Genomic DNA, 24,549 nt, shown 5'->3' with positions numbered 1-24,549 from the left:
ATGACAGCTCTCAGCGAGAACCGCGGCGACGGCAAGCGCGGCTATGATCTCGGCGCCCTGGTGCAGCGTTTCGCGACCCTCGGCATCTTCCTGGTCCTGGTCATCGTCGCCTCCGTGTGGACCGACAGCTTCCTGACCAAGAACAACATCCTGAACGTGCTCCGGCAGGTCGCTTCCGGCGCAGGCATCATGTCGGTGGGTATGCTTTTCGTCATCCTCACCCGCGGCATCGACCTCTCGGTCGGCTCGGTGCTGGCGCTGGGCTGTGTGCTCACAGCCTATTTCATCGCCAAGCTCGGCTATGGCGTCGGTGTCAGCATCGCCTTGGTGATCCTGTGCGGGGCCGCCTGCGGCCTCGCCGTCGGCTTCTTCGTCGCCTATATGCGCCTGCCCTCCTTCGTGATGTCTCTGGCCATGATGGCGATCGCCCGCTCGCTCTCCTTCATGATCTCGGAAGGGCGGCCGATCTCGATCGGTGACGGCGGCCAGGCCCTGGCCGATTTCGGTGCCGGCTACTGGCTCGGCATTCCCCAGCCCGTCATCCTGATGTTCGCGGTCTTCATCGTCGGCGGCATCGTGCTGTCCTTCACGCGCTTCGGCCGCATCATCACCGCCATCGGCTCCAACGAGGAGGCCGTGCGGCTCTCCGGCATCGCGGTGCCGCGCTACGTTCTCTCCGTCTACGTGATCTCCGGGGCGCTGGCCGGGCTCGCCGGCGTGATTTCCGCCAGCCGCACCACCATCGGCTCGGCGCAGGTCGGCGTCGGCATGGAACTCAACGTCATCGCGGCGGTGGTGATCGGCGGCGCCAGCCTGATGGGCGGGCGCGGCGACGTGGTCAACACGCTGCTGGGCACGCTCGTCATGGGCATCATCGCCAACATCATGAACCTCGCGGGCGTGCCCGGCTACAGCCAGCAGCTCTATACCGGCCTGATCATCGTGGTGGCGATGCTGCTGCAATACGCCACCGGCACCTTGAAGCGATAGAACACGACCCGACGCGCTGCCGACTCCGTTGACAGCGCGTCTCTTTTTGTCTAGTTTTTCACATATATGATCATATTTCACAAATGTGAATATCGGTCATTCACCGCCGCCAGGCGGTGCGACACAGGGAATTCCTTCAAATGGCCGCAACTCAGGGATGGCACAGCGCACAGGGCCGGGCCTTCGGTGGTCCGCTTAAATACATTCAGCGCGCCGGCGAGATCGACCGCCTCGCCGATCATCTTCGTCCGCTCGGCAGCAAGGCCTTCCTGCTCGTCGATGGCTTCGTGTTCGAGAAACTCGGCCCCTCGATCCTCGCTTCGCTGGAGGGCAGCGGCCTCGGCCTGACCATGGAGAAGTTCAACGGCGAATGCTGCCGCGAGGAGATCGACCGGGTGACGGCCCAGGTCGCCGAGGCCAAGGCGGATGTCGTCGTCGGCATCGGCGGCGGCAAGACGGCCGACACCGCCAAGCTGGCCGCGATCGCCAACCAGGCCCGCATCGCCATCGTGCCGACCATCGCCTCCACGGATGCGCCGACCAGCGCCATCGCGGTGACCTACACGCCGCAGGGCGTGTTCAAGGAATCCTTCATGCTGCCGCGCAATCCGGACGTGGTGGTGGTCGACAGCGCCCTGATCGCCAAGGCGCCGGTACGCTTCCTGGTCGCCGGCATCGGCGATGCGCTCTCCACCTGGTTCGAGGCTCGCTCCAACCTGGAATCGCGCTCCGACAACTTCATCGCTGGCGGCTATCCCGCCCCGCTTGCCGGCATCGCGATCGCCAAAGCCTGCCATGAGGTGCTGATGCGCGATGCGCTGGCGGCCAAGCTCGCGGTCGAGAAGGGCGCGCTGACGCCGGCCGTCGAGAACATCATCGAGGCCAATACGCTGCTCAGCGGCCTGGGTTTCGAGAATTGCGCGGTTTCCGCCGCCCACGGCATCCATGACGGCCTGACGGTGCTGGAGGAAAGCCACGGCTTTTTCCACGGCGAGAAGGTCGCCTTCGGCGTGCTCTGCCTGCTGATGCTGGAAGGGCGCCCGCTCGCCGAGATCGAGGAAACCGCTCGCTTCTGCCAGTCGCTGGGCCTGCCCACCACCCTTGCCGACCTCAGGCTCGGCAAAGCCACCGCTGAAGACATCGAGCGCGTCGCCAAGGCGGCCCTGAAGGAAGGCTCGATCACCTGGCGGGTTGCCGTGCCCCTGTCGGTGGAGATCGTCCGCGACGCCATCATCGCCCTGGACGCTTTCACCTCCTCGCTCTTCGGCGCGGAGCGGCGCACCGTCTGACGGCCCCTCCTCTCCTTACCCGATACACCTTTTCCTCTATTCAAGGACTTTGACCATGCGCGCAGCCGTCATGTATTCGCCGGGTGACATTCGCCTCGAGGACGTTCCGAAGCCGGTTGCCGCGACGGGGGAGGTATTGCTACGGGTTGCCGCCGTCGGCGTCTGCGGCTCGGACCTGCCCCGCATGCTGACCAAGGGCGCCCATCGCATGCCGATCATCTGCGGGCATGAATTCTCCGGCCACATCGCGGAGATCGGTGCTGGCGTGACCGGTTTCGAGAAGGGCGAGCTCGTCGGCGTCGCCCCGCTGATCCCCTGCCGGGTCTGCGATCAATGCGCGACCGGCAATTTCTCGCGCTGCCGCAACTATGACTATTTCGGCAGCCGGCGCGACGGCGCCTATACCGAATTCGTCTCGGTGCCGGTGGGCAATCTGCTCAAGGCTCCGGCCGATGCCGATCCCCGCGCCATCGCCATGACCGACCCGGCCTCGATCGCCCTCCATGCCGTCTGGAAGGCGCCGCCCACCGTCGGCCAGCGCGGCGGCGTCATCGGCTGCGGCCCGATCGGCTTGTTCGCCATCCAGTGGATGAAGCTGATGGGCTGCACGGAAGTCGTCGCCGTCGACGTCTCCGAGCAGAAGCTCGAACAGGCGCGCGAGGCCGGCGCGACCCACACCCAACTGATCACCGATCCGCTGCCATCGGGGCTGAATTGCGATCTCATCGTCGAGGCCGCCGGCCACCCGTCCTCGATCAACTTCGCCGCCAAGCTGGCCGGCCCCGGCGGCCATGTCGTGTTCATCGGCATTCCCGTCGGCGAGGTCGCGCTGGAGAACCAGACCTTCCAGCACTTCCTGCGCCAGGAAGTGTCGCTGCACGGGGCCTGGAACTCCTTCGGCGCCCCCTTCCCCGGCAAGCAATGGACCGTCTCCCTCGACGCCCTCGCCACCGGCAAGCTCAAATGGGAGTTCATGATCACCCATGAGCTCACGCTCGAGGAACTGCCCGGCATGTTCGAGAGCTTCAAGCGCAAGAACGAGTTCTTCTCCAAGGTGATGTTCAGGCCGTAGACTGGGATCGCGGACAACCTGTCCGCTCTTCCTTGTTTGAAGAGCCTGTCGTTTGCGGCGACTGCCCGCGGCAAAGAACCAAGAGCGGACAAGATGTCCGCGCTCCCAGGAGAGCCTTATGCCACGTCTTCTCGGCCTGGATTTCGGCACCGGCGGCATCAGGGTCGGCGTGTTCGACCTCGACAGCCGCACGATGCTCGGTGAGCGGGAGGTCCAGTACCCCACCCGCCACCCCAATCCAGGTTGGGCGGAACAATCGCCGACCGACTGGTGGGACGCACTCGGCCAGGCCAGCCGCGGGTTGATGCGCGACCTCGGATCCCCCTTCATCGATGGTGTCTGCGCCGCTACCACGGCCTCGACCGTGGTCGCATGCAAGCAGGACGGGACACCGCTCCGGCCCTCCCTCTTGTGGATGGACTGCCGGGCCGCCGAAGAAGCGGCCCGAACCGCCCGCTCGCAGCACCCCGTGCTGGCCTATGCCGGCGGCAGCGATGCGGCGGAATGGCTGGTGCCCAAGGCGATGTGGCTCTCGCGCCACGAGCCAGAGGTCTATGCCGGGGCCGAGATCATTTGCGAGTGCCTCGACTACATCAATTTCAAGCTGACGGGCCTGTGGGTCGGCTCGCGCATGAACGCGACCTGCAAGTGGAATTACGATTCCGTCAAACGCCGCTTCCCTGATGAGCTCTATGCCGAGTTCGGCATTCCCGACCTCGCTGCCAAATTGCCTGGTGACATCAAGGCAGTGGGCGCGCCCATCGCCCCCGTCAGCGCCGCTGCGGCCGAGCATCTCGGCCTCGTCAACCGGCCCGTCCTCGCCCAGGGCGGCATCGATGCCCATACCGGCATCGCGGGCGCCGGCACGCTGCGGCCGGGCGAACATCTTTTGATCGGGGGAACCTCGATCGTCCATCTCTTCCAGCTCGCAACCGAAGCCCCGGTCACCGGCTTCTGGGGCCCCTATCCCCACGCCCTGGTCGACGATTACTGGCTGGTGGAGGCCGGCCAGGTTTCGGCCGGCTCGGTGATGTCCTGGTATGCGCGCGACATGTTCGGGCTCGACCCGCAGCAACGCGCTGCCCTGGTGCAGGAAGCGAGCGCCCTGCCGGTCGGCGGCACCGGCCTGCTGACGCTCGATTATTTCATGGGCAATCGCACGCCCTATCGCGATCCCCTGCTGCGCGGCGCGGTGCTCGGCCTCGCCCTCAGCCATACCCGCGCGGATCTCTATCGCTCCGCCGTCGAAGCGGTGGCGCTGGGTTCGGCCAACGTGTTCCGCCGCATCCAGGACCTCGGCATTCCCTGCAACCGCATCGTCTCTTCGGGTGGCTATGCCAAGAATCCGCTGTGGTTGCGGGCCACGGTCGATGCCATGGGCATGCCCGTCGAACTCCTCGGCCAGACCAATCTCACCCTCGTCGGCACCGCCGCCTCAGCCGCCACCGGCGCCGGCCTGTTCGACGACCTCTTCGCCGCGGCGGACGCAGTGGCCCAGCCGGTCACGCTGGTCGAGCCCGACCTCGCCGCCCATGCCCGCTATGGTGAATTGCTGCAGGATTATCTTGAAGCGACCGAGCTTCTTGCGCCACTCTCGCGCAGGCTGGCATCAAGACAGCTTGAGGGACCGCGTTGATGAGTGTCGGCAATCTCGACCAAGACGTCCAGTTCAGGACGATGTCCGGCGAGCAGCGCGAACTCCTGATGATCCAGGTCGCCAAGCGCTATTACGAGCTCGACATGACCATGGGCGACCTTGCCAAGGAGCTCAACCTCACGCGCTGGCAGGCCAGCCGCCTGCTGACCGAGGCACGCGAGGCCGGCATCGTGCGCATCGAGATCGTGCCGCGGGCGCCGCGCTCGCCCGATATCGAGTCGAGGCTCCAGCGGCGCTGGAACCTGAAGGAGGCCGTCGTCGTCCCCAACAATGGCGAGGAGGACGAGGGGCTCCTGCTCGATGCCGTGGCGCAGGCCGCCGCACGCATGCTCGCCGGCCTCGGCAAGGTGCCGCTGATCGGCGTGTCCTGGGGCCGCACCATGAGCGCGGTGGCCCATCGCCTGCCGCCCTTCTGGAACGAAGGCGTGGAAGTCGTGCTGCTCAACGGCGCCATGAATATCCGCTCGCCCTCGGTGCGTACCAACAACACGGCCGAGCTCTTCGCCCGTTCGGCCAATGGCACGGCGACCTTGCTGCCGGTGCCGGCCATTCTCGGCCATGCCGCCACCCGCATCGCCCTGGAGCAGGACCCCACCATCGCCAGCGTCTTGGAGCTTGCCCGCCAGGCCCCGGTGATCTGCTTCGGCATGGGCACGATCAGCTCCGATTCCGTCCTGGTGCAATCGGGCTTCGTCACCGAGGCGGAGACCGCCGCTCTGAAGGCCAAGGGTGCCGTCGGCGACATTCTCAGCCGCTATATCGACGCTCATGGCAATATCGTCGATGCGGACATCGACGCCCGAACCATCGGTCTGGACCTGCGTTATTGCCGGGAACGCAAATTCTCGATCGGCGTCGCTGCCGGCAAGTCCAAACAGCCTGTAACCCTTGCCTGCCTCCGGGCCGGCTATGTCAATGTGCTCGTCACCGACGAAGAGACGGCACGCTTCCTCCTCGATGAAAGCCACCATGGATAAGACCGAAAAAGGCACGCCGGCTGCCTCCAAAAAGCCCGCCCAGGTCTCCTCGGGTCAAACAGTCCCTGCCCTCAGCGTGGTGCCTGTCAGCTCCGCCCTCACCGTGTCAGGCCAGGGCGCCCATGCCCGCAATCCCGGCACCGCCCTCAAGCCGGAATGGTTCGACGCGATCGAGGTCAACCTCAGCGCCACCGAACGCCGGGCCGCGACCCTCGGCGGGCGCCGCACGGTGAAGAAGGAATATCAGGCTGCCTGGCTGGTGAAGGCGGTACAGTGCATCGACCTCACCACACTGGCTGGCGACGATACGCCCGGACGCGTGCATCGCCTCGCGCTGAAGGCGCGCCGCCCCATCCGCGAGGACATCGTGGCCGCTCTCGGCCTCGCCGACACCCCGCCCACGGTGGGCGCGGTCTGCGTCTATCCCACCATGGTCGGCCCCGCCGTCAAGGCGCTCGCAGGCTCCGGCATCCCCGTCGCCTCGGTGGCGACCGGCTTTCCCGCCGGCCTCACCCCGCTGCCTCAGCGCCTCGCCGAGATCCGCTATGCCGTCGATCAGGGCGCCCAGGAGATCGACATCGTCATCAACCGCGCCCAGGTGCTGACGCAGGACTGGAACGGCCTCTATGACGAGATCCGCGCCATGCGCGAGGCCTGCGGCGAAGCCCATTTGAAAGCCATTCTCGCCACCGGCGACCTCAAGACCCTGCGCAACGTCTACAAGGCCTCGATGGTCGCGATGATGGCTGGTTCCGACTTCATCAAGACCTCCACCGGCAAGGAAGATGTCAACGCCACCCTGCCCGTCAGCCTCACCATGCTCCGCGCCCTGCGCGATTATGGCGAGTTCACCGGCGAGGCGGTCGGCTTCAAGCCGGCGGGCGGCCTGAGGACCGCCAAGGACGCCCTCGCCTGGCTGGCCCTGATGAAGGAAGAGCTCGGCCGCCCCTGGCTGGAACCCAATCTCTTCCGCATCGGAGCCTCTTCGATGCTCGCCGACATCGAGCGCCAGCTCGAACACTTCGTGACCGGGCGCTATTCGGCGCTGACCCACCACGCTTTGGCTTGAGGACAAGACCGTGCCTACCGTAAAGGAAATTCTGCAAACCATGGACTATGGTCCTGCGCCCGAAGCCGACAATCACGTCACGGCCTGGCTTGCGAGCCACGAGAAGGGCTTTAAGCACTTCATCGGCGGCGCCTTCGTCGCCTCCAAGGGCAAGGACACCTTCGAGGTCGTCAATCCCGCCCGCGACACCCTGCTCGCCAAGGTCGCCGCCGGCACGGCCGAGGATGTCGATGCCGCCGTCAAGGCCGCCCGGAAGGCGTTTCCCGCCTGGTCGGCGCTGCCGGGCCACGAGCGCGCCCGCTATCTCTATGCCATCGCCCGCCACATCCAGAAGCGCGAGCGCTTCCTCTCGGTGCTGGAGACGCTGGACAACGGCAAGCCGATCCGCGAGAGCCGCGACATCGACATTCCCCTGGTCGCGCGGCATTTCTACCACCATGCCGGCTGGGCCGAGCTGGTCGAGACCGAATTCGCCGGCTACGGCCCGGTCGGCGTCTGCGGGCAGATCATTCCGTGGAACTTCCCGCTGCTGATGCTGGCCTGGAAGATCGCGCCGGCCCTGGCCGCCGGCAACACGGTGGTGCTCAAGCCCGCCGAGTTCACCCCACTGACGGCGCTGGCCTTCGCCGAGATCTGCCGCGAAGCCGGTCTGCCGGATGGCGTGGTCAACATCGTCACCGGCGACGGCGCCACGGGGGCGGCCCTCGTCGCCCATCCCGACGTCGACAAGATCGCCTTCACCGGCTCCACCGAAGTCGGCCGCCTGATCCGCCAGGGCACGGCGGGCTCAGGCAAGAAGCTCTCGCTCGAGCTCGGCGGCAAGTCGCCCTTCATCGTCTATGAGGATGCCGATCTCGACGGCGCCGTGGAAGGCGTGGTCGATGCCATCTGGTTCAACCAGGGCCAGGTCTGCTGCGCCGGCTCGCGCCTGCTGATCCAGGAAGGCATCGCCGAGCGCTTCCTCGGCAAGCTGCGCCGCCGCATGGAGACGCTGCGCGTCGGCGATCCCCTCGACAAGTCCGTCGACATGGGCGCCATCGTCGCGCCGGTGCAGCTCCAGCGCATCCAGGATCTCGTCAAGAAAGGCGAGCAGGAGGGCGGCACCCTCTGGCAGGCCGATTGCGCGCTGCCGGCCAAGGGCAGCTTCTTCCCGCCTTCGATCTTCGTCGATGTGGAGCCCTCCTCGACGGTTTCGGAGGTCGAGATCTTCGGTCCGGTCGCGGTTGCCATGACCTTCCGCACGCCCGACGAGGCGATCCAGCTCGCCAACCACACCCGCTATGGCCTCGCCGCCTCGATCTGGTCGGAGAACATCAACCGCGCCCTCGACACCGCCGCCCGCATGAAGGCCGGCGTGGTCTGGGTCAACTCCACCAATCTGTTCGACGCCGCAGCCGGCTTCGGCGGCTATCGCGAGAGTGGCTTCGGCCGTGAGGGCGGCCGCGAAGGCCTCTACGAATATCTCAAGCCCGACTGGGAGAAGTCCCTGCCGGCTGCGGAGGACAGCAAAGCGGCCGCGCTCGGCATGGCTCCGGCCGAAGCACCTGCCGGCACCGGCCTGCCCAGCATCGACCGCACTGCCAAATTGTTCGTCGGCGGCAAGCAGGCCCGCCCGGATTCCGGCTATAGCTACACGGTCAAGAGCACGGCCGGCGCCACGCTCGGCCAGGCAGGCCTCGGCAATCGCAAGGACATCCGCAACGCGGTTGAAGCGGCGACCAAGGCAGGCGGCTGGGGCGCCGCCACGGCGCATAACCGCGCCCAGGTGCTCTATTATATTGCCGAGAACCTGTCGGCCCGCGCCGCCGAGTTCGAGCAGCGCCTGGTGAGCTACGGCCACAGCGCCAAGGCAGCCAAGGCGGAAGTGGAGAAGGCTGTCAGGCGCATCTTCTACTATGCCGCCCAGGCCGACAAATATGACGGCCGCGTGCATTCCACCCGCTCGCGCAACGTGACACTGGCGATGAACGAGCCCTTCGGCGTGGTCGGCATCCTCTGCCCGGACGAGGCGCCGCTGCTCGGCTTCGTCTCGCTGGTGCTGCCGGCAATCGCCATGGGCAACCGCGTCGTCGCGGTACCCTCGCCGGCCTTCCCGCTGGCGGCGACCGACTTCTACCAGATCCTGGAAACCTCGGACGTGCCGGCCGGCGTCGTCAACATCGTCACCGGCGCGCGCGACGAACTCGCCAAGACCCTGGCCGAGCACGACGACGTCGACGCCCTCTGGTATCACGGCTCCAGAAGCGGCGCCGCGGCCGCCGAGAAGGCCTCCGCCGGCAACCTCAAGGCGACCTGGACCAACCAGGGCCGGGCCATCGACTGGTTGAAGGATGCGCAGGCCCAGGGCGCCGACTATCTGCGCCATGCCACCCAGGTGAAGAACATCTGGGTGCCCTACGGCGAATAGGGTCGGCACCATTACAAGCAATCCCGCTTGTAATGGCACGTCCCATCGAAGTCGCGCAGCCCCTCACCTCTATCCTCTCCCCGTAAGAACGGGGGCGAGGGGGCGCAGGCGTCGCGATTCATCCTCGGGCCGTTCATCTCGCCCGGGGGTTGAGCGAGATGAGACGTTTTCAGTATAAAATGTACCGTCAAGGTCCCCTCGCCCCGTTCTTACGGGGAGAGGATAGAGGTGAGGGGCTGCGCGACCTCGGCGACAAGGAGTGATCCATTCCCTATTGGCTTTTCCGGAGAACGCCCGAGCACTCTTATGGCCGACCGGCGGCGGCCTCGCCCGGCTGCTTGGGCTTGTAGGCGCCCTTGGTGATCACCTCCTCGCCAACCTCGACCAGGTGATGCCCGACGGTGCGCAGCAAATGCAGGGCGACGGTGATGTCGCTTTCGACGATGTCGAGGAATTCGCGCGTGCCGATGCGCAGGCCGGTCAGATCGGCCGTCGCGATCATCGACACCATGCGCGTCTGGCCGAGGATGACGGCAAGATCACCGATCAGCCGCCCGGGCAGGATGGTATCGATCAACTCCTCCTCGCCCAGCGAGTTGAGCCAGCGCAGTTCGGCAGCGCCGGAGGCGACGACATAGGCGCCATCGGGCACCTCGCCGGTGCGGAAGACATAGTCGCCGGCTTTCGTCGACATCCAGCGCGAGGCATAGGCGAGCAGCTCGATCTGGCTGCGCTTGAGGCCGCGGAAGCTCTCCACCGCCGAGAGCACCTCGACCTTGGCCTGCAGGTCGCCCGAGATCGAGGCGTGATAGGCCGGCGCCGGCGGGCGGCTGGCCCCGTTGATCAGGCGGCCGTCACGGATGGTGACAACCAGGTCGAAGTCATCGCTCTGGGTGATCTGGGGCTCCAGTACGATGATGGTGCTGTCAGGCAGCAGGGCCCGCAGCCTGAGCCAGATGGCACGACGGTCAGCCTCCGAAGCGCTCGCCATGGCATGATCGAGCAGGACGAGATCGGGCCGGCGGATCAGGGCCCGGCCGAGGCCGATGCGCTCGCGCACCGCCGGCGAGAGGTTGGTGCCGGCGATCGCGGTACGCACCTCTCCCACCAGCAGGCGCAGGGCGCCGGCGAGGCCTTGCGCCTCCACCACGTCCATCAGCACGTGATGGATCTGCCGGCGGGTCGCCTCCGACGGCGCCACGGACAGGCCGAACACCAGGTTCTCCAGCACGGTCAGGTCGTAATTATAGGCGCCCGCCTCGATCGGCGAAAAAGTGCCGCCTGCCAGCTCCCTCAGGCGCGCACCATGACGGGCACGCGCCGATACGATGGCGGACGCAAACCCGGCGGGAAAATCGGTGCCGAGATCACTCGGCGCGATGTTGAAGAGCAATGACAGCAGCGTGGCACGCTCGGCGGCGCTCATGCCGGCGACGTCGTGGGCTTGCTCCTTGGAGGCGACCGACCGCAAGCGCTCGAACAGCTCGGGGCCGATTGTGGTGAAGCGGCGCAGCAGCGGATGGCGAGGCCCGACTTCGCCAAAGGCCCTGACCAGCGTCGAGGCAAGGTCGATCGAGAAGGCCAGCAATTGCTCGGCAATGTCGAGCCCGGCGATCTCGGCAAGAAGGCGTTCCCCCGGATGGCTCGATTCGGTCTCGCCGTGATGGTGGACGGCATAGAGCAGATTCTCGCCGATGGTCAGGCCGGGATTGATGGTGCCAGGGTCGAACCGATCGATCTGCCCGGCCAATCCATCCGCCTCCAGCCGTCGCGCCACCTGATCCCTGAGGGCGAGGACGCGACCGGCGAGATCGCCATGCTGGCCAGGAACCAGATAGCCGTCGAGAGCGCGGTCGAGCAGCATTTCCGAGCGGCCGATCACCTCGATGACGGCGAGCCACCAGGCGTCGACCTCGCTTTCGTCCTTGAAACCGACGAGCCCGCCGTCATTCCAGGCAATGTCGAGCCGGTCGGGGCTGTTGGCGGTCTCCAAGGCTTCGGCTAGAGCCTTGGCCTCCTCGCCCGACGGTTCGCCCGACGGCGCGGGTTCCAGATAGAGGGGCATCCTGGTGTTCTGGGCGATGGTGCCACGGAAGAGGTAGGGCGTGCTGGTGGCGACGCCGATACGGGCTGCCAGGACGGTCGGACTGACGCCGGCAAGGTCCACGCCGGATATGGTCACCTGCCCGGCACTCGGCGCCGAGGTGCCCGAGAAGAGGTCGCACAGGGCCCGGCGCACCAGCATGTCCGCACTCTGAATGGCGACGAGCGCCCCGCCGGGAATGGTGAGATCGACCTGATCGAGCAGAGGCACGCCGCCAAGGCCCGGCACGGTGACGTCACGCAGATGAATGGCGCCGTTCAGGCGCGGCACATCGGCATCGGCCACCGCCGGGGCCGGAACCTCCGGCACTTCGAATTGCTCCAGAAGGGCGTCATAACGCGAGGATGCTTCCTGGGCCTGGTTCCAATAGGTCAGCAATTCGCGCCAGGGATCGGCGATGTCGCGGGAAGCGGCAAGCGCCGCGATCAGGGCGCCGACGCTGAGCTGTCCATGGATGACCAGATAGCCGCCGATCAGGAAGAACAGGAAGGGGGTGAGCTGCGTGATCGAGTTGTTGACGAATTTGATCAGGAATTTGCGCTCGAAAATGCGCAGCCGGATCGCATAGAGCTCGCCCAGCTGCCGGCTGAACTCGGCGAGGCGATAGCGCAAACCGCCACTCTGCCGGAGATCGGCGACACCGGCGACGCTTTCCCCGATGCGTTCCGACAGGGCTCGTACCCGGCTGACGCGCTGATGATGCAGCCTGTTCACATAGCGCTGCATGCGCGGGATCAGATAGGCCTGCACCGGGATGAGGCCGATGCCGGCAACGCCGAGCCAGATATTCTGGAGAAAGAGGAAGGCGACGATGGTCAGGATCTGGCCTGCCTGGAACACCGGCTGGGCGAAGGCATCGCCCATCACGCCGCTCAAGGGCTCGGCCTCGGCGGTAACCATCGAGACGACCTCGCCCTGCGAGACGGTATCGAAGCGTTGCAGGGGAAAGCGCAGCACCTGGGCGATCAGCTTGTAGCGCAGCCGCCGGATCAGCCTCTCACCGATGACACCCCGGTAGATGCCGAGCTGCATCTTGATGACGCCATTGGCCAAAGTGCAGACCAGAAAGGCCAGGCACAGCACCATGAGAAGCGTGGTCTGGTCGAGATGCAGGCCCAGGTGGTTGAGCGGCGTGACATGCCCCTGAAGCGCGCCGTTCAGGATATATTTCGGCAATTCCAGCGACAGATAGAGCACCGGAAAGGAAGCCACGGTCGCAGCCAGCAATAAAAGCTGATGTCGCCTGCTGTACCGCCAGACGAACGAAAACAGCCCGGATCTGTCCGGATCGCCATTGCTGGACAAAAGTCGCCTCCCGCCCGTTGCGAGATCCCCACATCTTCATGTGTGACTACAACCCACAATAGCAAGCCACCGGCAGGCGAAAACCGCTCCCTTGCCTATATCGGCGCACGAGAAAGGCCTTTTTCTTGGCCTTCACCACATGTGCAGCGATGTCGTGCCCTGCGTCGTACCGTGCCAGGAGGCCGTCTCGATATTGAAGACGAGCGCACTGACGACCTGCCTGGCGACGTTCTGGTGGAAGGCCACGACGCTTTCGGCCTTGAGGAAGAAGGACTGCGTCAGCAGGCGGCGGCCCGATCGGGCATCGGACAAGGTCACGACGACATTGAGATGCGGCTCGCCAGCCACGACCTGGCCCTCGACCAGGTAGTCGACACCGGCGACCGTCTTGGGCGACGGTTTGCGCCGTGCCGGCGGCTGCACCACGATCACGCGCGAATTGGCGATCGCGCCCCGGATTTCCTGCACAATGGTCTCGAAGGCAGGCTTCATCCCGCCATCCACGCCACGCAGGCTGAACGGCATCACCGCGACCTTGGGCTCCGCCGCGCCGGCATCGAGATCGATGTCATCGGTGCCCCGCTCCGGTGCCTCCGGCGCATCAGCAAAGCCTTCGGGCGGCATGTAGATGTAGCCCCGCCCCGGCACGGTGTGGATGATACGGTGCTGCTCGTCTCCGACGCTCTGGCGCGCATCGCGAATGCAGCGCAGCAGGGCCCCTTCGGTAACCACGGCATGCGGCCAGACCGCGGCGAACAATTCGTCCTTGCGGACGACCCTTCCGGCATTGCGAGCAAGATAACTCAGCAATTTGAAGGTTTTGGAGCGCACCGGCACGCGCGCGCCGGCCTTGCGCAATGTACCTCGGCTGAGATCCAGAACGGATTCGCCGAGCCTGTAAGTCAGCTCCTGATCCATGTCTCTACTCTCTCGGCAGTGGGGGTTGGGCGAGGTTTGTCCCCGCTCCGTCTGTGGTGCCGCCGAAAAAGTGCAGGAGGATTTGCAGGAAACCTCCGGCTGTCTCAGCCGCAGCTCCAGTTTCGCTATTCCTGCCAGGGAAACATCATCAAAACAGATGAGGCGCAGCCGGATTTCTTGCGTCACGGTGCCCATCGAAAGCAAAGTGTCTATCAACATGACTGCACACGGGAGCGCTGCCCCTCACCCTAACTCTCTCCCCGCAAGAAGCGGGGCGAGGGAGGCGCAAACGTCACGAATGATCGTCGGAGATTTCATCTCGCCCAACCGCTGGGCGAGATGAGACACTTTCGGCTTGAAATACAAGGCTGAAGTCCCCTCGCCCCGTCCTTACGGGGAGAGGGTTAGGGTGAGGGGCAACGCAACCGGAAAGATGAGGTGAGGAAGCACCTATCAACCCCGCCGGGATCACGCCATGCGAGGCAGTGGCGCCAGTCCGGCCAGCAGGGCGACCACCTCGGCCTGGCGGCTGCAACCGGTCTTCTCCAGGACGCCGCGCACCTGCGTGCGCACGGTGTTCGGCGTCACGCCGCTATGCTGGGCGATGTGCTCCACGCTGTCGCCTGTCGCGAGGCTGCGCGCGACCCGGGCCTCCGCCGGCGTGAGGTCGAAAAGGGACTGCACCAGCTCGACCGGCGGTGCCTGCGGCGCGGTCACTGGCGTCAGGATCAGGGCCGCCGCGCTGCTCACGAAAATGTCGCGCGCGCTCAGGCGGATCGGCACGATATGGGCGACCATCGCCTCGGGCTCCCCCCGCACCGGGAAGGACCGCACGCTCGCACCATGCGGCTGGTCGATGGTGACGATGGCATCGCGCAGGAGCTTGTCGGCCGCCCGATCGACGAAGGAGACGCCGTCGAAGGCGCGCCAATGCACGAAGGCGCCGAGATCCTCGATCAGGCTGTTGGCGGCCAGCACCTTGCCCATCCGGTCGAGTACCAGCGCCGGCAGGCCGAGAGCAGCCAGCGTCTGGCTGGCGGCACGGGCCCGCTCGAGTTGCAGGCGTGCGGTCATCAGGGCACTGCGGGCCAGATGGGGGCGCAATATATCGAAACGATCGACCAAGGCCCGCTCGGCCGGCCCCTGGGCGAGCCAGCGCGTGAACAGGAGCAGCAGCATTTCCCGGGTCGGCAGCTCCACCGTGGTCACGATCATCGAGCCGATGCCCGAGGGGCGCCAGAAATCACGATAGAGCGGCTCCTGCTCGAGCTCGATCTCGGTCATGATGTCCCGCTCGGTGATGAAACCGGCCCGCGAGGATGCCAACACCCGGCTCAGCCCATGGCCGCGCTGGGCGAAGCCGCCGGCCAGAGCGGCCTTGGCCCTCTCCCGGGCGTCGGGCGAGGCCGTGAGCATGGTGGCGTCCTTGCCGAAGACATAGAGGCTGCCGCCTGCGCCCGCCGTCATGCGCGAAAGCGTGTCCAGCGTGTCCGGCCATTGTTCCGGCACGAAGGCACATTCGTAGATCCGATCGACCAGTTGCTGATCCATGACGGCTTCCTCTCGAAAGCAACGCCTGCATTATTCCAGATCACGCCGTCAATTCACCAAGAAAATATCGATTTCTCTCCCTCAATCCGCAAGTTTCAACTCGAAAAACACCTGATCACGTAGGACTATACCATCGATCATGATGCCGTCGGGGTAACCCGTCTCCGGCCGGAAGGCATCCGGCACGATCCGGGTCATGCGAAAGCCCCGGCGCTGGTAGAAGCGCAGATTGGCGATATCGGCCGTTGCCGTCGAAACGACCAGCGAGCGAGCGCGTCGTTCGCGGCTGAAGGCGATCGCCGCCTCGACCAGTTCGCGTCCGATCCCCGCACCGCGGTGCCCAGCCAGCACCGCCAGGCTCTTGAGCTCGAGCACGTCTGGCTCATCGGTGGCGACGATCTGGGCGTGGCCGATGATGATGCCTTCCCGGCGGGCCACCAGCACATCGCCCAGCCCGATATAGGAGGCGATCTGAACCGGTGAATCATCGGCGAGGGCGAACATCGCCAGCAGGGCGTCGCGCGGGCCGTCATATCGTTCTATCGGCATCGGCACATCCGCGGGCAGAGAACCGGTATCATCGCGCGGGCCCGCGCAGCCAGTCGGGCACCTCACCGAAGCCCTCGACCAGGTGGTCGACGATGGCCCGCAGCTTGCGCGGCATCGGCTTGACCGGCGGCCAGACCGCGGCGATCGGCAAAGGCTGCGGCGGGTTGCCGGGCAGCAGGGCGACGAGGCGACCATCGGCCAGGGCCTCATGGGCAATGAACATCGGCAGCAGGGCCAGCCCAAGGCCGGCAATGGCCATGTCGCGCATCACCTCGCCATTGTTGGCGGCAATGCGGCCGCGCATCGGCACGCCGACGACACCGCCCGAGCCATCGGCCAATTGCCAGACCTGCGTCGCCTGCAGGTTGCGATAGCCGATAGCGGCATGATTGGGCAGGTCGGCGAGATCCTTCGGCGCGCCCCGGCGCTCCAGATAGTCGGGGCTGGCGCAGACGACGCGCGGATCGTCGCAGAGTTTGCGGGCGATCAGGCCGGAATCCGACATCTGGCCGATGCGCACGGCAAGGTCGAAGCCGCCGCGCACCAGATCGACGAAGCGATCCTCATAGTCGACCACCAGTTCCAGATCGGGGTGCCGCAGGGCGAAGGCAGCCAGCAAGGGGCTGAGATGGCGGATGCCGAAGCTCATCGGCGCCGAGATGGCGAGCGAACCGCGCAGGCCCGCCATGCCCCAGGCCACGCTCTCGACGGCGTTGGTCATCTCAGCGAGGGCCGGCCTTAGCCGTACCGCCAGTTCGCCCGCCGTCTCGTTGGGCAGGATGCGCCCGGCATGGCGCTGGAACAACGGCGCGCCCAGGGCCAGCTCGAGATCGGCGATGCGCTTGCTGACCACCGATTTCGACAGGTTCGCCCGCGCCGCCGCGCCGGACACGGTGCCGGTCTCCATCACATCCAGGAAGGTCTTGATCTCGTCGATGGTCCATTTCATGGCGAGCGTCTCGGTCGGTGCACCCCAGGTACTCTGCCTACCCCGTGAGCGCTCTCATTCCAAGCCTTGCCGTTCGAAATCTTCGAACGCGGCGTGTGCAAGGATCGCGCTACCCGGCCCGACCGTTCGCGCCGATATTCCGGGCAACGCAACACGAAGGAGACTGCCATGCAGCTCACCGGCATTCATCATCTCACCGCGATCACCGCGAACGCACCCGGCAACAAGCGCTTCTACACCGACACGCTTGGCCTGAGGCTGGTCAAGAAAACCGTCAACCAGGACGACACCAGCGCCTATCATCTCTTCTATGCCGACGGCGAGGCCACGCCCGGCAGCGACCTCACCTTCTTCGACTGGCCGGTGGCACCCGAACGCCGCGGCACCCATTCGATCAGCCGCACGGGCCTGCGCGTCTCCGGCGAGGACAGCCTGAATTATTGGGCGGCCCGCCTGAAGGATCTGGGCGTAACCGCCGGCGACGTCGGCCTGATCGACGGTCGCGCCAGCCTTGAATTCGAGGATCCGGAGGGCCAGCGTTTCCGGCTGGTGGACGATGGCGGCAACGGCGCCCTGCACCCCTGGAGCCGCAGCCCCGTACCGACTGAACACCAGATCAGGGGCCTTGGCCCGATCACCATCTCGGTGCCGAAGAAGGAGCCCACGGATGCCGTCCTCACCCGCGTGCTCAACATGAAGGAGGAGCGCGACTATGCTTCGCCCGACGGCGAGGGCCGAGTGCATGTCTACCGCATGGGCGAAGGCGGTGCCGCTGCCGAGTTGCATGTCGCCGTGCAGCCGGGGCTCGGCACTGCCCGCCAGGGCGCCGGCGCCGTGCATCACGTCGCCTTCCGCACCCCGGACGTCGCGGGAATCCATGCCTGGACCGAACGGCTCGGCCAGTTCGGCATTCCGAGCTCGGGCGAAGTGGAACGCTACTACTTCCGCTCGCTCTACTTCCGCGAGCCCGGCGGCAATCTCTTCGAGATCGCCACCGATGGCCCCGGTTTCGCCGTCGACGAGCCGCTGGAGAGCCTGGGCGAGCGCCTGTCGCTGCCGCCTTTCCTCGAAGGCCGCCGCGCCGCCATCGAAGCCGGTCTGCAGCCCCTGTAGTATCGGCCACAAACATAGTCCAACCAACGCAAGGCCAGCGCCGGGTATCCCCCGGCGCTGTTTTTGTTGGAGACAAGCCTTGAAACCGCACCGCGGCAGAAGCGCACAATCGTTCAAGATCGCAACCGCGGCAGGCCCCATAAGTCGCATCATTGGAGAACGGAGCAAGGCACCATGGAAATCACGCCCAAAGCGATCAACTTCGCCGAGAAGATCTCAAAGATCGGCGATCTCTGGCAGCCCCGCGTCGTCGCCGAGATGAACGACTATCAGTTCAAGCTGGTGCGCATCGAGGGGGACTTCATCTGGCACGACCATCCTGAAACGGATGAGACCTTCATCGTCCTCAGCGGCCGCCTGCGCATCGATTTCCGCCATGGTTCGGTCGTCATCGGCCCAGGCGAGATGGCCGTGGTGCCCAAGGGCCTGGAGCATAAGCCCTATGCGGAAAGCGAGGTCCATCTCCTGCTGATCGAACCGCGCGGCACCCTCAACACCGGCCATGAAGGTGGCGAGCGTACGGCCCGGAACGACGTCTGGGCCTGAGGCGGCACCGGGCGCTCTTCCTCAACTCTCGATCACGAGGTCAAGCAACTCGCCATCGAGCGAAAACTTGGCTGCGAACAATTCATTGTCGTTGCGGGCCGGCAGGATCGCATAGTCGAGGGTCAGTGCCGCGCCGCCGCTTTTCTCGGGCGAAAGTGAAAAACATCCACGCTTGAGAACGAGAGCCGCGGCAAAGGCCTGCGGCGAGACGGCACTCGGATCCGTTGCATCGGGAAAGATCTGATCGAGAGCCCGGCGCAGGGTCGGGGTACCATAGGTGAAACGCTCCTCCAGCCATTCCATGCGCATTGCGTCGGGAAAGCCCGACCGCACGCCGGCATCCAGCCCGTCCAATTTCTCGACCAAGGATACGAACGGATCCAGATGCTCCGGCTCGAAGGCAGCCATGGTTTTCTTGGTCATGAAGAGATCGAACGGAATCTTGCGCCCCGCAACGGTCGACGTTGTCAGTCGCGAAAAATCCGACAGCTTGCGTCGCCCGAAATAGGGATGGCGATATCCCGCCTCCCATCGAGACGGTGCGATTGAATCCGGCAGGTCGCGCATCGCCTGTTCGACCTGGTACTCGATCCCCGAGAAATTTCCGGTGGCATCGAAAAGAGCGGCGAAAACCGGCGGCCACCAGGGAATGCCGGCAAACTCCCAGGCTGCTTGGTCAAGCGCGCGATATTGCAGGGCGAAGGGCCGCTGATCATAGGGATAAGGCGTGAGTGAGGATGGAAGCAACTCGTCGTCACCGCCCATCATGGCACAGACGAGTTCGAACGCTCCTGCCGTGAGTGGCCAGGAGCGAAAATGTTGGCGAACGCGCCGGTCATTCTCTTCCAGATTGCGGCAGAAGGCTTCGAAGGCCGGCAGGCGTGGCAGGAGCGCCTCGTAGTGCTCACGCGTCGGATGGCACACATACCCCGCCCGATAGACGACGTCGGAGCGATTGTCAGGCGGATGGAAGATGAGATCCCACCCATCCGCCGTGACCTGTCCGAAATAGGCGTGCGTGGCGATTGTCTCGGGAGACTGCATGACGACCTCGAGGTTCGACCCTCGCAGGGTGCCGCAACTGCACTCGGGAGGCAATGAGGCCAGATCCGATCATCCCGGCTTGAGCCGTTCCGTTTAGATCTTTCGCCAAGGAGAAAAGCCGTAGAGCTACGCCGTCGCCGGCGGATCCTCGCCCGGCGCCAGCGTCATCACGTCGGCCCAGTCAGGGTGCTTGCGATATTGCGCCCGCACATAGGGGCAAAGCGGCAGGATGCGGAAGCCGTTACGGCGCGCGTCCTCCACCATATAGGCCACCAGAGCAGCGGCAGCGCCGGTGCCGCGCATCGTCTCGGGGGCACCGGTATGATCGGCACTGATCAAGCCGGCTCCGTGCCTGGTGAAGACGATCTCGGCCTCCCCTTCCACACCGTCGATGCGCGCGACATAACGCCCACGCGGTTCGGCCAGTTCGTCGCGACGAATGTCGATGTCAGCCATTGCGGCCTCCCTCAGTGATTTCGAACCATTGACGTGCCGCCGACCGGTCGGCGGATGACAATTCATGGCCGGCGTCGATGCTGCGGGTGGTGACGTCGGCGCCCTGGTCCCGCAGCCAGGCCTCAAGCCGGGGCGCTTCCTGCGCGAAGGGGTCCCGTGCCCCGGTCAACATCAGGGCCGATGTCCCGGCAAGATCGGCCTGCGGCAAGGCCTCGAGCACCGGCATCGCCCGCAGCAGAATGGCGCGCGTGATGATGCCGGGATGCAGCCCCATTACGGCGGCGATGAAATTGGCGCCGTTGGAATAGCCCAGAAAGGTCAGGCGGCCGGCGTCGAGGCCATAGCCTGCCACGGCCCCCTCGATGAAAGCCGCGAAGGCCTTCGCCTCGAAGGCGATGTCGGCCTGATCGAACTTCGTCATTCCCATGCGCCGGAACCAGCGCAGCACGCCTTCCTCATGGCTACGCCCACGCATGCCCAGCAAGGTCGCATGGGGCGCGATCTGTCGGGCGAGCGGCATCAGATCGGCCTCGTTCCCGCCGGTTCCGTGCAACAGGACCAATGTGCTGCCGTCGGGCTGGTCCGGCGTATGGAACCGATGCACGAACGGCAGATCCCGATGCGGCAGGCGCGGCTCTCCGGGCAGGGAGAACTGCGGCAGCATGGCCTTCAGCTCCTCCGCCCGCCCGGCATCGCCAGGCGGTACGAACAGGCGCTCGCCGAGACGGTCGGCTTCCTCGTCGATGGCAAAACCCGGACCATCCGTCGCCACTTCGATCAAGGCGCCGCCTGGCTCCCGTACATAGAGCGAGGTGAAGTAGTTGCGATCATGGAAATTGGTTGGCGACGAATTGAGACGCGACAGCGCAGCCTCGTGCTTGCGCACCTCAGCCACATCCACCGCGCGAAAGGCGACATGATCGGCCGTGCCGGTACCGGGAACACCCGGCACATAGCCCGAGGCATCGCGGACATCGACGGCATCCGTATCCGACAGCAGGCGCTGGACACTGCCCTCGCGCGGCCCGGGCCGGTAGCCGAAACGCGCGATGAAGGCCGCCGTTTCCTCTGGCTGGTCCGTCAGCAGGGTCACCGCACGCAAGCGCCGCGGCGCGGTCGCTTCGTTGCCCCAGGACGCGGCTGATGGCAGGTCGGCACCGACCAGCTTGACGATGACGCCGTCGGGATCCTTGAGCCGCAGTACGGATTCGCCGAATTCCTGCGACGGCCCCGTCATCGGCACGCCATGGCTGAGGGCCCGCGTCATCCAGTCGCCGATGCTGGCCGACGGCACCGCAAAGGCGATCTCGGAAACCTGGCCATTGCCGACACGGCCGGGGGCACCGTCCTCCCAGACGAGGAAGGTGACGATGGAGCCGGGCGAGCCGAGACGATCGCCATAGAAGAGATGGAGTTGCTGGGCATCTTCGTAGCCGCCCGTACGCTTGACCAGGCGCAGGCCGAGGAAGCCGACATAGAAATCGACATTCGCCTGCACGTTGCGCGTCATCAAGGTGACGTGGTGGATCCCGCTCGCGGCCATTGCCGTCATATTGCTACCCGTCTCTCTCCTGTCGATGTTTTCCAAACTCGCATGATCGTCTGCGTTCGTCCAAGTCACTGACGTCGAAATCGGCGTTCTCGATTGTCGAACGGCAAAAGGGTTTTGAGCGACCAGTTCCCGACCTATGCTGAGCCATGGGCCGCCTGAGCAAAGTTTGAGATCTTGCGGCCGACAACGTCCGAAGCACCAAGTGGACTGGAGGATCGAATGAGCTGGAACCCCGCCCTGACACCCGGCTGCCCCGACGCGATCGGCATCGACGCGATCGAAACCTTGATCGTTCCGCGTTCGCGCGATCTCGGCGGCTTCGAAGTTCGCCGCGCCCTGCCCGCCCCCAAGCGCCAGATGGTCGGCCCCTTCATCTTCTTCGACCAGGCGGGGCCTGCCGAATTCCTGACCGGCCAGGGCGTCGACGTCCGTCCGCATCCCCATATCGGCCTGGGTACCGTCACCTATCTCTATCGCGGCGATTTCCACCATCGCGACAGCCTGGGCACCGACCAGGTCATCCACCCCGGCGCCCTGAACTGGATGGTGGCCGGGCGCGGGGTCACCCATTCGGAACGGACCTCGGCGCAAGCCCGCCGCGGTCCCAACAGTCTGTTCGGCATCCAGACCTGGATCGCCCTGCCGGAAACCCACGAGGACATGGCGCCGATGTTCGAGCATCACGGCAAGGAGGCCCTGCCGGTGATCGAAAGCGACGGCGTCAGCGTGAAGCTTATCCTCGGCAATGCCTATGGCGAGAAGGCGCCGGCGACGATGTTCTCGGAAACCTTCTACGGCGACGTCGTCCTCTCTCCCGGCGCAAGACTGCCCATGCCGGATAATCATGAGGATCGCGGCCTCTACATCACGCAAGGCTCCGTCTCCATTGCCGGCCAGGATTTCGAGGCCGGGCAGATGATGGTCTTCCGCCCCGGCGACGCCATCACGGTTGCGGCCGGCGACCGGGGCGCCCGCCTGATGATCCTGGGCGGCGCCACCCTTGGCGGACCACGTTATATCTGGTGGAACTTCGTCGCCTCCTCGAAGGAACGCATCGAGGAAGCCAAGGCGCAATGGCAGGCCCAGAACTGGGGCCAGGGCCTGTTCGATCTGCCACCGGACGATCGCGCCGAGCATATTCCTCTGCCCGACTGAGGCCAGTGGCACCGCTCATTCGCCTCAGTGATGAATCGCGACGAACCTTCTTCATAATATGGAGAAGGTTCGTCATATTTTGGGGATGACTTTGCGCAAGATTCCTCATACAACTTGGCCTTGCGCGTGACCTTGCCCATTGACTCAGTTTGTGGAAATGCGCAACAAAATGAAGGGCGCCCCCAAGACGTGGCTCGGGCGCCTCCCCCGTCGCCACGCGGGCAATAAGAAACAAGCCATTTCCAGGGAGAAACCAGATGTACAGGAAGATAGGAGCCGGCCTCGCCGCACTGACGGTCAGCGTCCTGCTCGCCACCACCTCCGCCTACGCCGATTTCTGGTCCGACGCCTCCAAGGACCTCCAGGGCGTCACCATCCACGGTATTTCGGAAAGCACGCCGCCCTCCAACTATGTAAAGAACGTGCTGGGCCCAGCCTTCACCAAGGCCACCGGCATCAAGGTGGAGTTCGAAGCCACCTCCTGGGACCAGATGTACGACAAGGCGATCAAGGACATGGAGGCCAAGACCGGCGTCTATGACTTCGTCTATATCGAGCAGGACATCATCTACAGCTATCTGGCCCGCAACTTCCTGGTCGACATCACCAAGACCCTCGCCGACAAGCCGGCGCTGAAGGCGCCCGACTACGATCCCGCGAAATTCACCAGCTTCGCCAACTACTTCAAGGACGACAAGGGCGACCTCTACGGCGTGCCGATGGAGGCCTTCATCAAGATCTACCTCTATCGCAAGGACCTGTTCGATGATCCGGCGGTGAAGGAAGCCTACAAGAAGAAGACCGGCAAGGACCTGGCTCCCGCCAAGACCCATGAGGACTACAAGGCCATCGCCGACTTCTTCACCGAATGGGGCAAGGACAAGGGCGAGGAATTGTGGGGCTCGACGGTGCAGGCCAATACCGGTCACCCCGCCTCCTGGTACGAATTCTTCGAAAGCGTCGCGCCGACCTTCGGCGTCTATAATTGGGGCATCGACGCTTCCAAGAACTATGCCGCCACCGTCGCCAATGGCGGCTCGATGAACAGCCCCGAGGCCAAGAAGGCCCTGGAATACTGGCTGAGTCTGCTGCCGGACGCGCCGCCCGAATCCACCGCCAGCACCTGGGACGAAGTCGCCGCCACCTTCGCAGCCGGACGCGCGGCCCAAGGCCTCGTCTATGGCGAGAACGCCGCCTGGATCGCCACCGATGCCTCCAAGTCCAAGGTGGTGGGCAAGGTCGGCGTGGCCTTGCCGCCGACCTCCCCCGGCGTGATCGAGGCCGCGGAAGCCGGCAAGGGCTATATCGGCTATTATGACGGCGGTGCCTTCGGCATCTCCTATGCCTCCAAGAACAAGGAGGCAGCCCTGCTCTTCCTGCAATATATCGCCCAGGAGAGCGTCCAGGCCGATTGGGCCGTCGCCGGTTCGCGCATCACCCACACCGCGACCTATGACGATCCCAAGGTGAAGGCGCAGGACGAGAAGACCAACGGCTACTATTCGCTGATGAAGAAGGACGGCAAGCTCTTTGCCGGTGCCCCGCCCTACCCCTTCCACGCCCAGGTGCGTGAAGCGACCGCCTCGATATTCTACAAGGCGATCACGGGCGACCTTTCCGCCTCCGACGCCCTCGACCAGATGGCGGCCACGACGGAAGCCGAACTCAAGAAGCTGGGCTATCGCAAGTAAGAACGTCGGCCTTTGTCATGCCCGGGCTTGACCCGGGCATCCAGGCGCCCTCGCCAGGTGCGTACTGGCCAGGTGGAGACTGGATTGCCGGGCCAAGCCCGGCAATGACAAAGGCCGCGTCGATCCAAAGCGGGTCGCCATTTGAACGAGACACT

The 24,549-nt window shown here is 65.3% G+C and carries 19 protein-coding genes; 11 read left to right on the top strand and 8 right to left on the bottom strand.

Annotation, left to right across the window (positions count from 1 at the left end):
* The 7 genes from ACTJKX_RS25900 to ACTJKX_RS25870 all read left to right on the top strand — a co-directional run bounded on the left by ACTJKX_RS25900 (position 1) and on the right by ACTJKX_RS25870 (position 9,461).
* Positions 1 to 990 carry an ABC transporter permease gene (locus ACTJKX_RS25900; RefSeq protein WP_311940095.1) on the top strand — a complete coding sequence of 330 codons (990 nt, stop codon included), beginning with the start codon at positions 1 to 3 and terminating at the stop codon, positions 988 to 990.
* A 140-nt stretch (positions 991 to 1,130) separates the two neighbouring features.
* Positions 1,131 to 2,279 carry a glycerol dehydrogenase gene (locus tag ACTJKX_RS25895; RefSeq protein ID WP_440727000.1) on the top strand — a complete coding sequence of 383 codons (1,149 nt, stop codon included), beginning with the start codon at positions 1,131 to 1,133 and terminating at the stop codon, positions 2,277 to 2,279.
* Positions 2,280 to 2,334: 55 nt separating this feature from the next.
* Positions 2,335 to 3,351: a galactitol-1-phosphate 5-dehydrogenase gene (locus ACTJKX_RS25890; protein WP_311940099.1), complete on the top strand. Its 1,017-nt coding sequence runs from the start codon at positions 2,335 to 2,337 to the stop codon at positions 3,349 to 3,351.
* Positions 3,352 to 3,469: 118 nt separating this feature from the next.
* Positions 3,470 to 4,987 carry an FGGY-family carbohydrate kinase gene (locus ACTJKX_RS25885; RefSeq protein ID WP_440726999.1) on the top strand — a complete coding sequence of 506 codons (1,518 nt, stop codon included), beginning with the start codon at positions 3,470 to 3,472 and terminating at the stop codon, positions 4,985 to 4,987.
* On the top strand, positions 4,987 to 5,985 hold the full coding sequence (locus ACTJKX_RS25880) for a sugar-binding transcriptional regulator (RefSeq protein WP_440726998.1): 999 nt from the start codon (positions 4,987 to 4,989) through the stop codon (positions 5,983 to 5,985). The genes ACTJKX_RS25885 and ACTJKX_RS25880 overlap by 1 nt, the downstream gene beginning before the upstream one ends.
* Positions 5,978 to 7,054 (top strand): deoxyribose-phosphate aldolase, encoded by a 1,077-nt coding sequence (deoC, locus tag ACTJKX_RS25875; protein WP_394312958.1) that lies wholly within the window; start codon positions 5,978 to 5,980, stop codon positions 7,052 to 7,054. The genes ACTJKX_RS25880 and deoC overlap by 8 nt, the downstream gene beginning before the upstream one ends.
* Positions 7,055 to 7,064: 10 nt before the next feature.
* The gene (locus ACTJKX_RS25870; RefSeq protein WP_440726997.1) at positions 7,065 to 9,461 is read left to right on the top strand and encodes an aldehyde dehydrogenase family protein; all 2,397 of its coding nucleotides are present in this window, start codon (positions 7,065 to 7,067) and stop codon (positions 9,459 to 9,461) included.
* 304 nt (positions 9,462 to 9,765) lie between these two features.
* Here ACTJKX_RS25870 and ACTJKX_RS25865 read toward each other — a convergent pair whose 3' ends face one another.
* The 5 genes from ACTJKX_RS25865 to ACTJKX_RS25845 all read right to left on the bottom strand — a co-directional run bounded on the left by ACTJKX_RS25865 (position 9,766) and on the right by ACTJKX_RS25845 (position 16,837).
* Complete coding sequence (locus ACTJKX_RS25865; protein ID WP_440726996.1) at positions 9,766 to 12,777, bottom strand: ABC transporter transmembrane domain-containing protein; 3,012 nt, start codon at positions 12,775 to 12,777, stop codon at positions 9,766 to 9,768.
* 225 nt (positions 12,778 to 13,002) lie between these two features.
* Complete coding sequence (locus ACTJKX_RS25860; RefSeq protein ID WP_311940110.1) at positions 13,003 to 13,788, bottom strand: winged helix-turn-helix domain-containing protein; 786 nt, start codon at positions 13,786 to 13,788, stop codon at positions 13,003 to 13,005.
* Positions 13,789 to 14,256: 468 nt separating this feature from the next.
* Positions 14,257 to 15,339 carry a helix-turn-helix transcriptional regulator gene (locus ACTJKX_RS25855; protein ID WP_311940111.1) on the bottom strand — a complete coding sequence of 361 codons (1,083 nt, stop codon included), beginning with the start codon at positions 15,337 to 15,339 and terminating at the stop codon, positions 14,257 to 14,259.
* Positions 15,340 to 15,420: 81 nt separating this feature from the next.
* Positions 15,421 to 15,888, bottom strand: a complete 468-nt coding sequence (locus ACTJKX_RS25850) for a GNAT family N-acetyltransferase (protein ID WP_440726995.1) — start codon at positions 15,886 to 15,888, stop codon at positions 15,421 to 15,423.
* 28 nt (positions 15,889 to 15,916) lie between these two features.
* Positions 15,917 to 16,837 carry a LysR family transcriptional regulator gene (locus ACTJKX_RS25845; RefSeq protein ID WP_367625409.1) on the bottom strand — a complete coding sequence of 307 codons (921 nt, stop codon included), beginning with the start codon at positions 16,835 to 16,837 and terminating at the stop codon, positions 15,917 to 15,919.
* 168 nt (positions 16,838 to 17,005) lie between these two features.
* Here ACTJKX_RS25845 and ACTJKX_RS25840 point away from each other — a divergent pair, with 168 nt between their 5' ends.
* A complete protein-coding gene (locus tag ACTJKX_RS25840) occupies positions 17,006 to 17,950 on the top strand; it encodes a ring-cleaving dioxygenase (protein ID WP_311940116.1) in 945 nt (314 codons plus the stop codon).
* Between the two features lie 174 nt (positions 17,951 to 18,124).
* On the top strand, positions 18,125 to 18,496 hold the full coding sequence (locus tag ACTJKX_RS25835; RefSeq protein ID WP_440726994.1) for a cupin domain-containing protein: 372 nt from the start codon (positions 18,125 to 18,127) through the stop codon (positions 18,494 to 18,496).
* A gap of 21 nt (positions 18,497 to 18,517) precedes the next feature.
* Here the strand turns inward: ACTJKX_RS25835 and ACTJKX_RS25830 are convergent, their stop codons facing one another.
* The 3 genes from ACTJKX_RS25830 to ACTJKX_RS25820 all read right to left on the bottom strand — a co-directional run bounded on the left by ACTJKX_RS25830 (position 18,518) and on the right by ACTJKX_RS25820 (position 21,548).
* On the bottom strand, positions 18,518 to 19,540 hold the full coding sequence (locus ACTJKX_RS25830; RefSeq protein WP_440726993.1) for a hypothetical protein: 1,023 nt from the start codon (positions 19,538 to 19,540) through the stop codon (positions 18,518 to 18,520).
* Between the two features lie 126 nt (positions 19,541 to 19,666).
* Entirely contained in the window at positions 19,667 to 19,996 is a 330-nt protein-coding gene (locus ACTJKX_RS25825) for a GNAT family N-acetyltransferase (RefSeq protein ID WP_394312944.1), read from the bottom strand.
* On the bottom strand, positions 19,989 to 21,548 hold the full coding sequence (locus ACTJKX_RS25820) for a VOC family protein (protein ID WP_440726992.1): 1,560 nt from the start codon (positions 21,546 to 21,548) through the stop codon (positions 19,989 to 19,991). Before ACTJKX_RS25820 ends, ACTJKX_RS25825 begins: the two co-directional genes overlap by 8 nt.
* Before the next feature lie 219 nt (positions 21,549 to 21,767).
* Here ACTJKX_RS25820 and ACTJKX_RS25815 point away from each other — a divergent pair, with 219 nt between their 5' ends.
* Both ACTJKX_RS25815 and ACTJKX_RS25810 read left to right on the top strand, forming a co-directional pair.
* Positions 21,768 to 22,703: a pirin family protein gene (locus tag ACTJKX_RS25815; protein WP_311940125.1), complete on the top strand. Its 936-nt coding sequence runs from the start codon at positions 21,768 to 21,770 to the stop codon at positions 22,701 to 22,703.
* Positions 22,704 to 22,960: 257 nt separating this feature from the next.
* Entirely contained in the window at positions 22,961 to 24,394 is a 1,434-nt protein-coding gene (locus ACTJKX_RS25810; RefSeq protein WP_068295730.1) for an ABC transporter substrate-binding protein, read from the top strand.
* Positions 24,395 to 24,549 lie beyond the last annotated feature (155 nt).

The sequence above is a fragment of the Labrys sp. 22185 genome (assembly GCF_052045555.1).
Classification (GTDB): Bacteria; Pseudomonadota; Alphaproteobacteria; order Rhizobiales; family Labraceae; genus Labrys; species Labrys neptuniae.
This window is presented reverse-complemented; position numbering and strand designations above follow the sequence as displayed.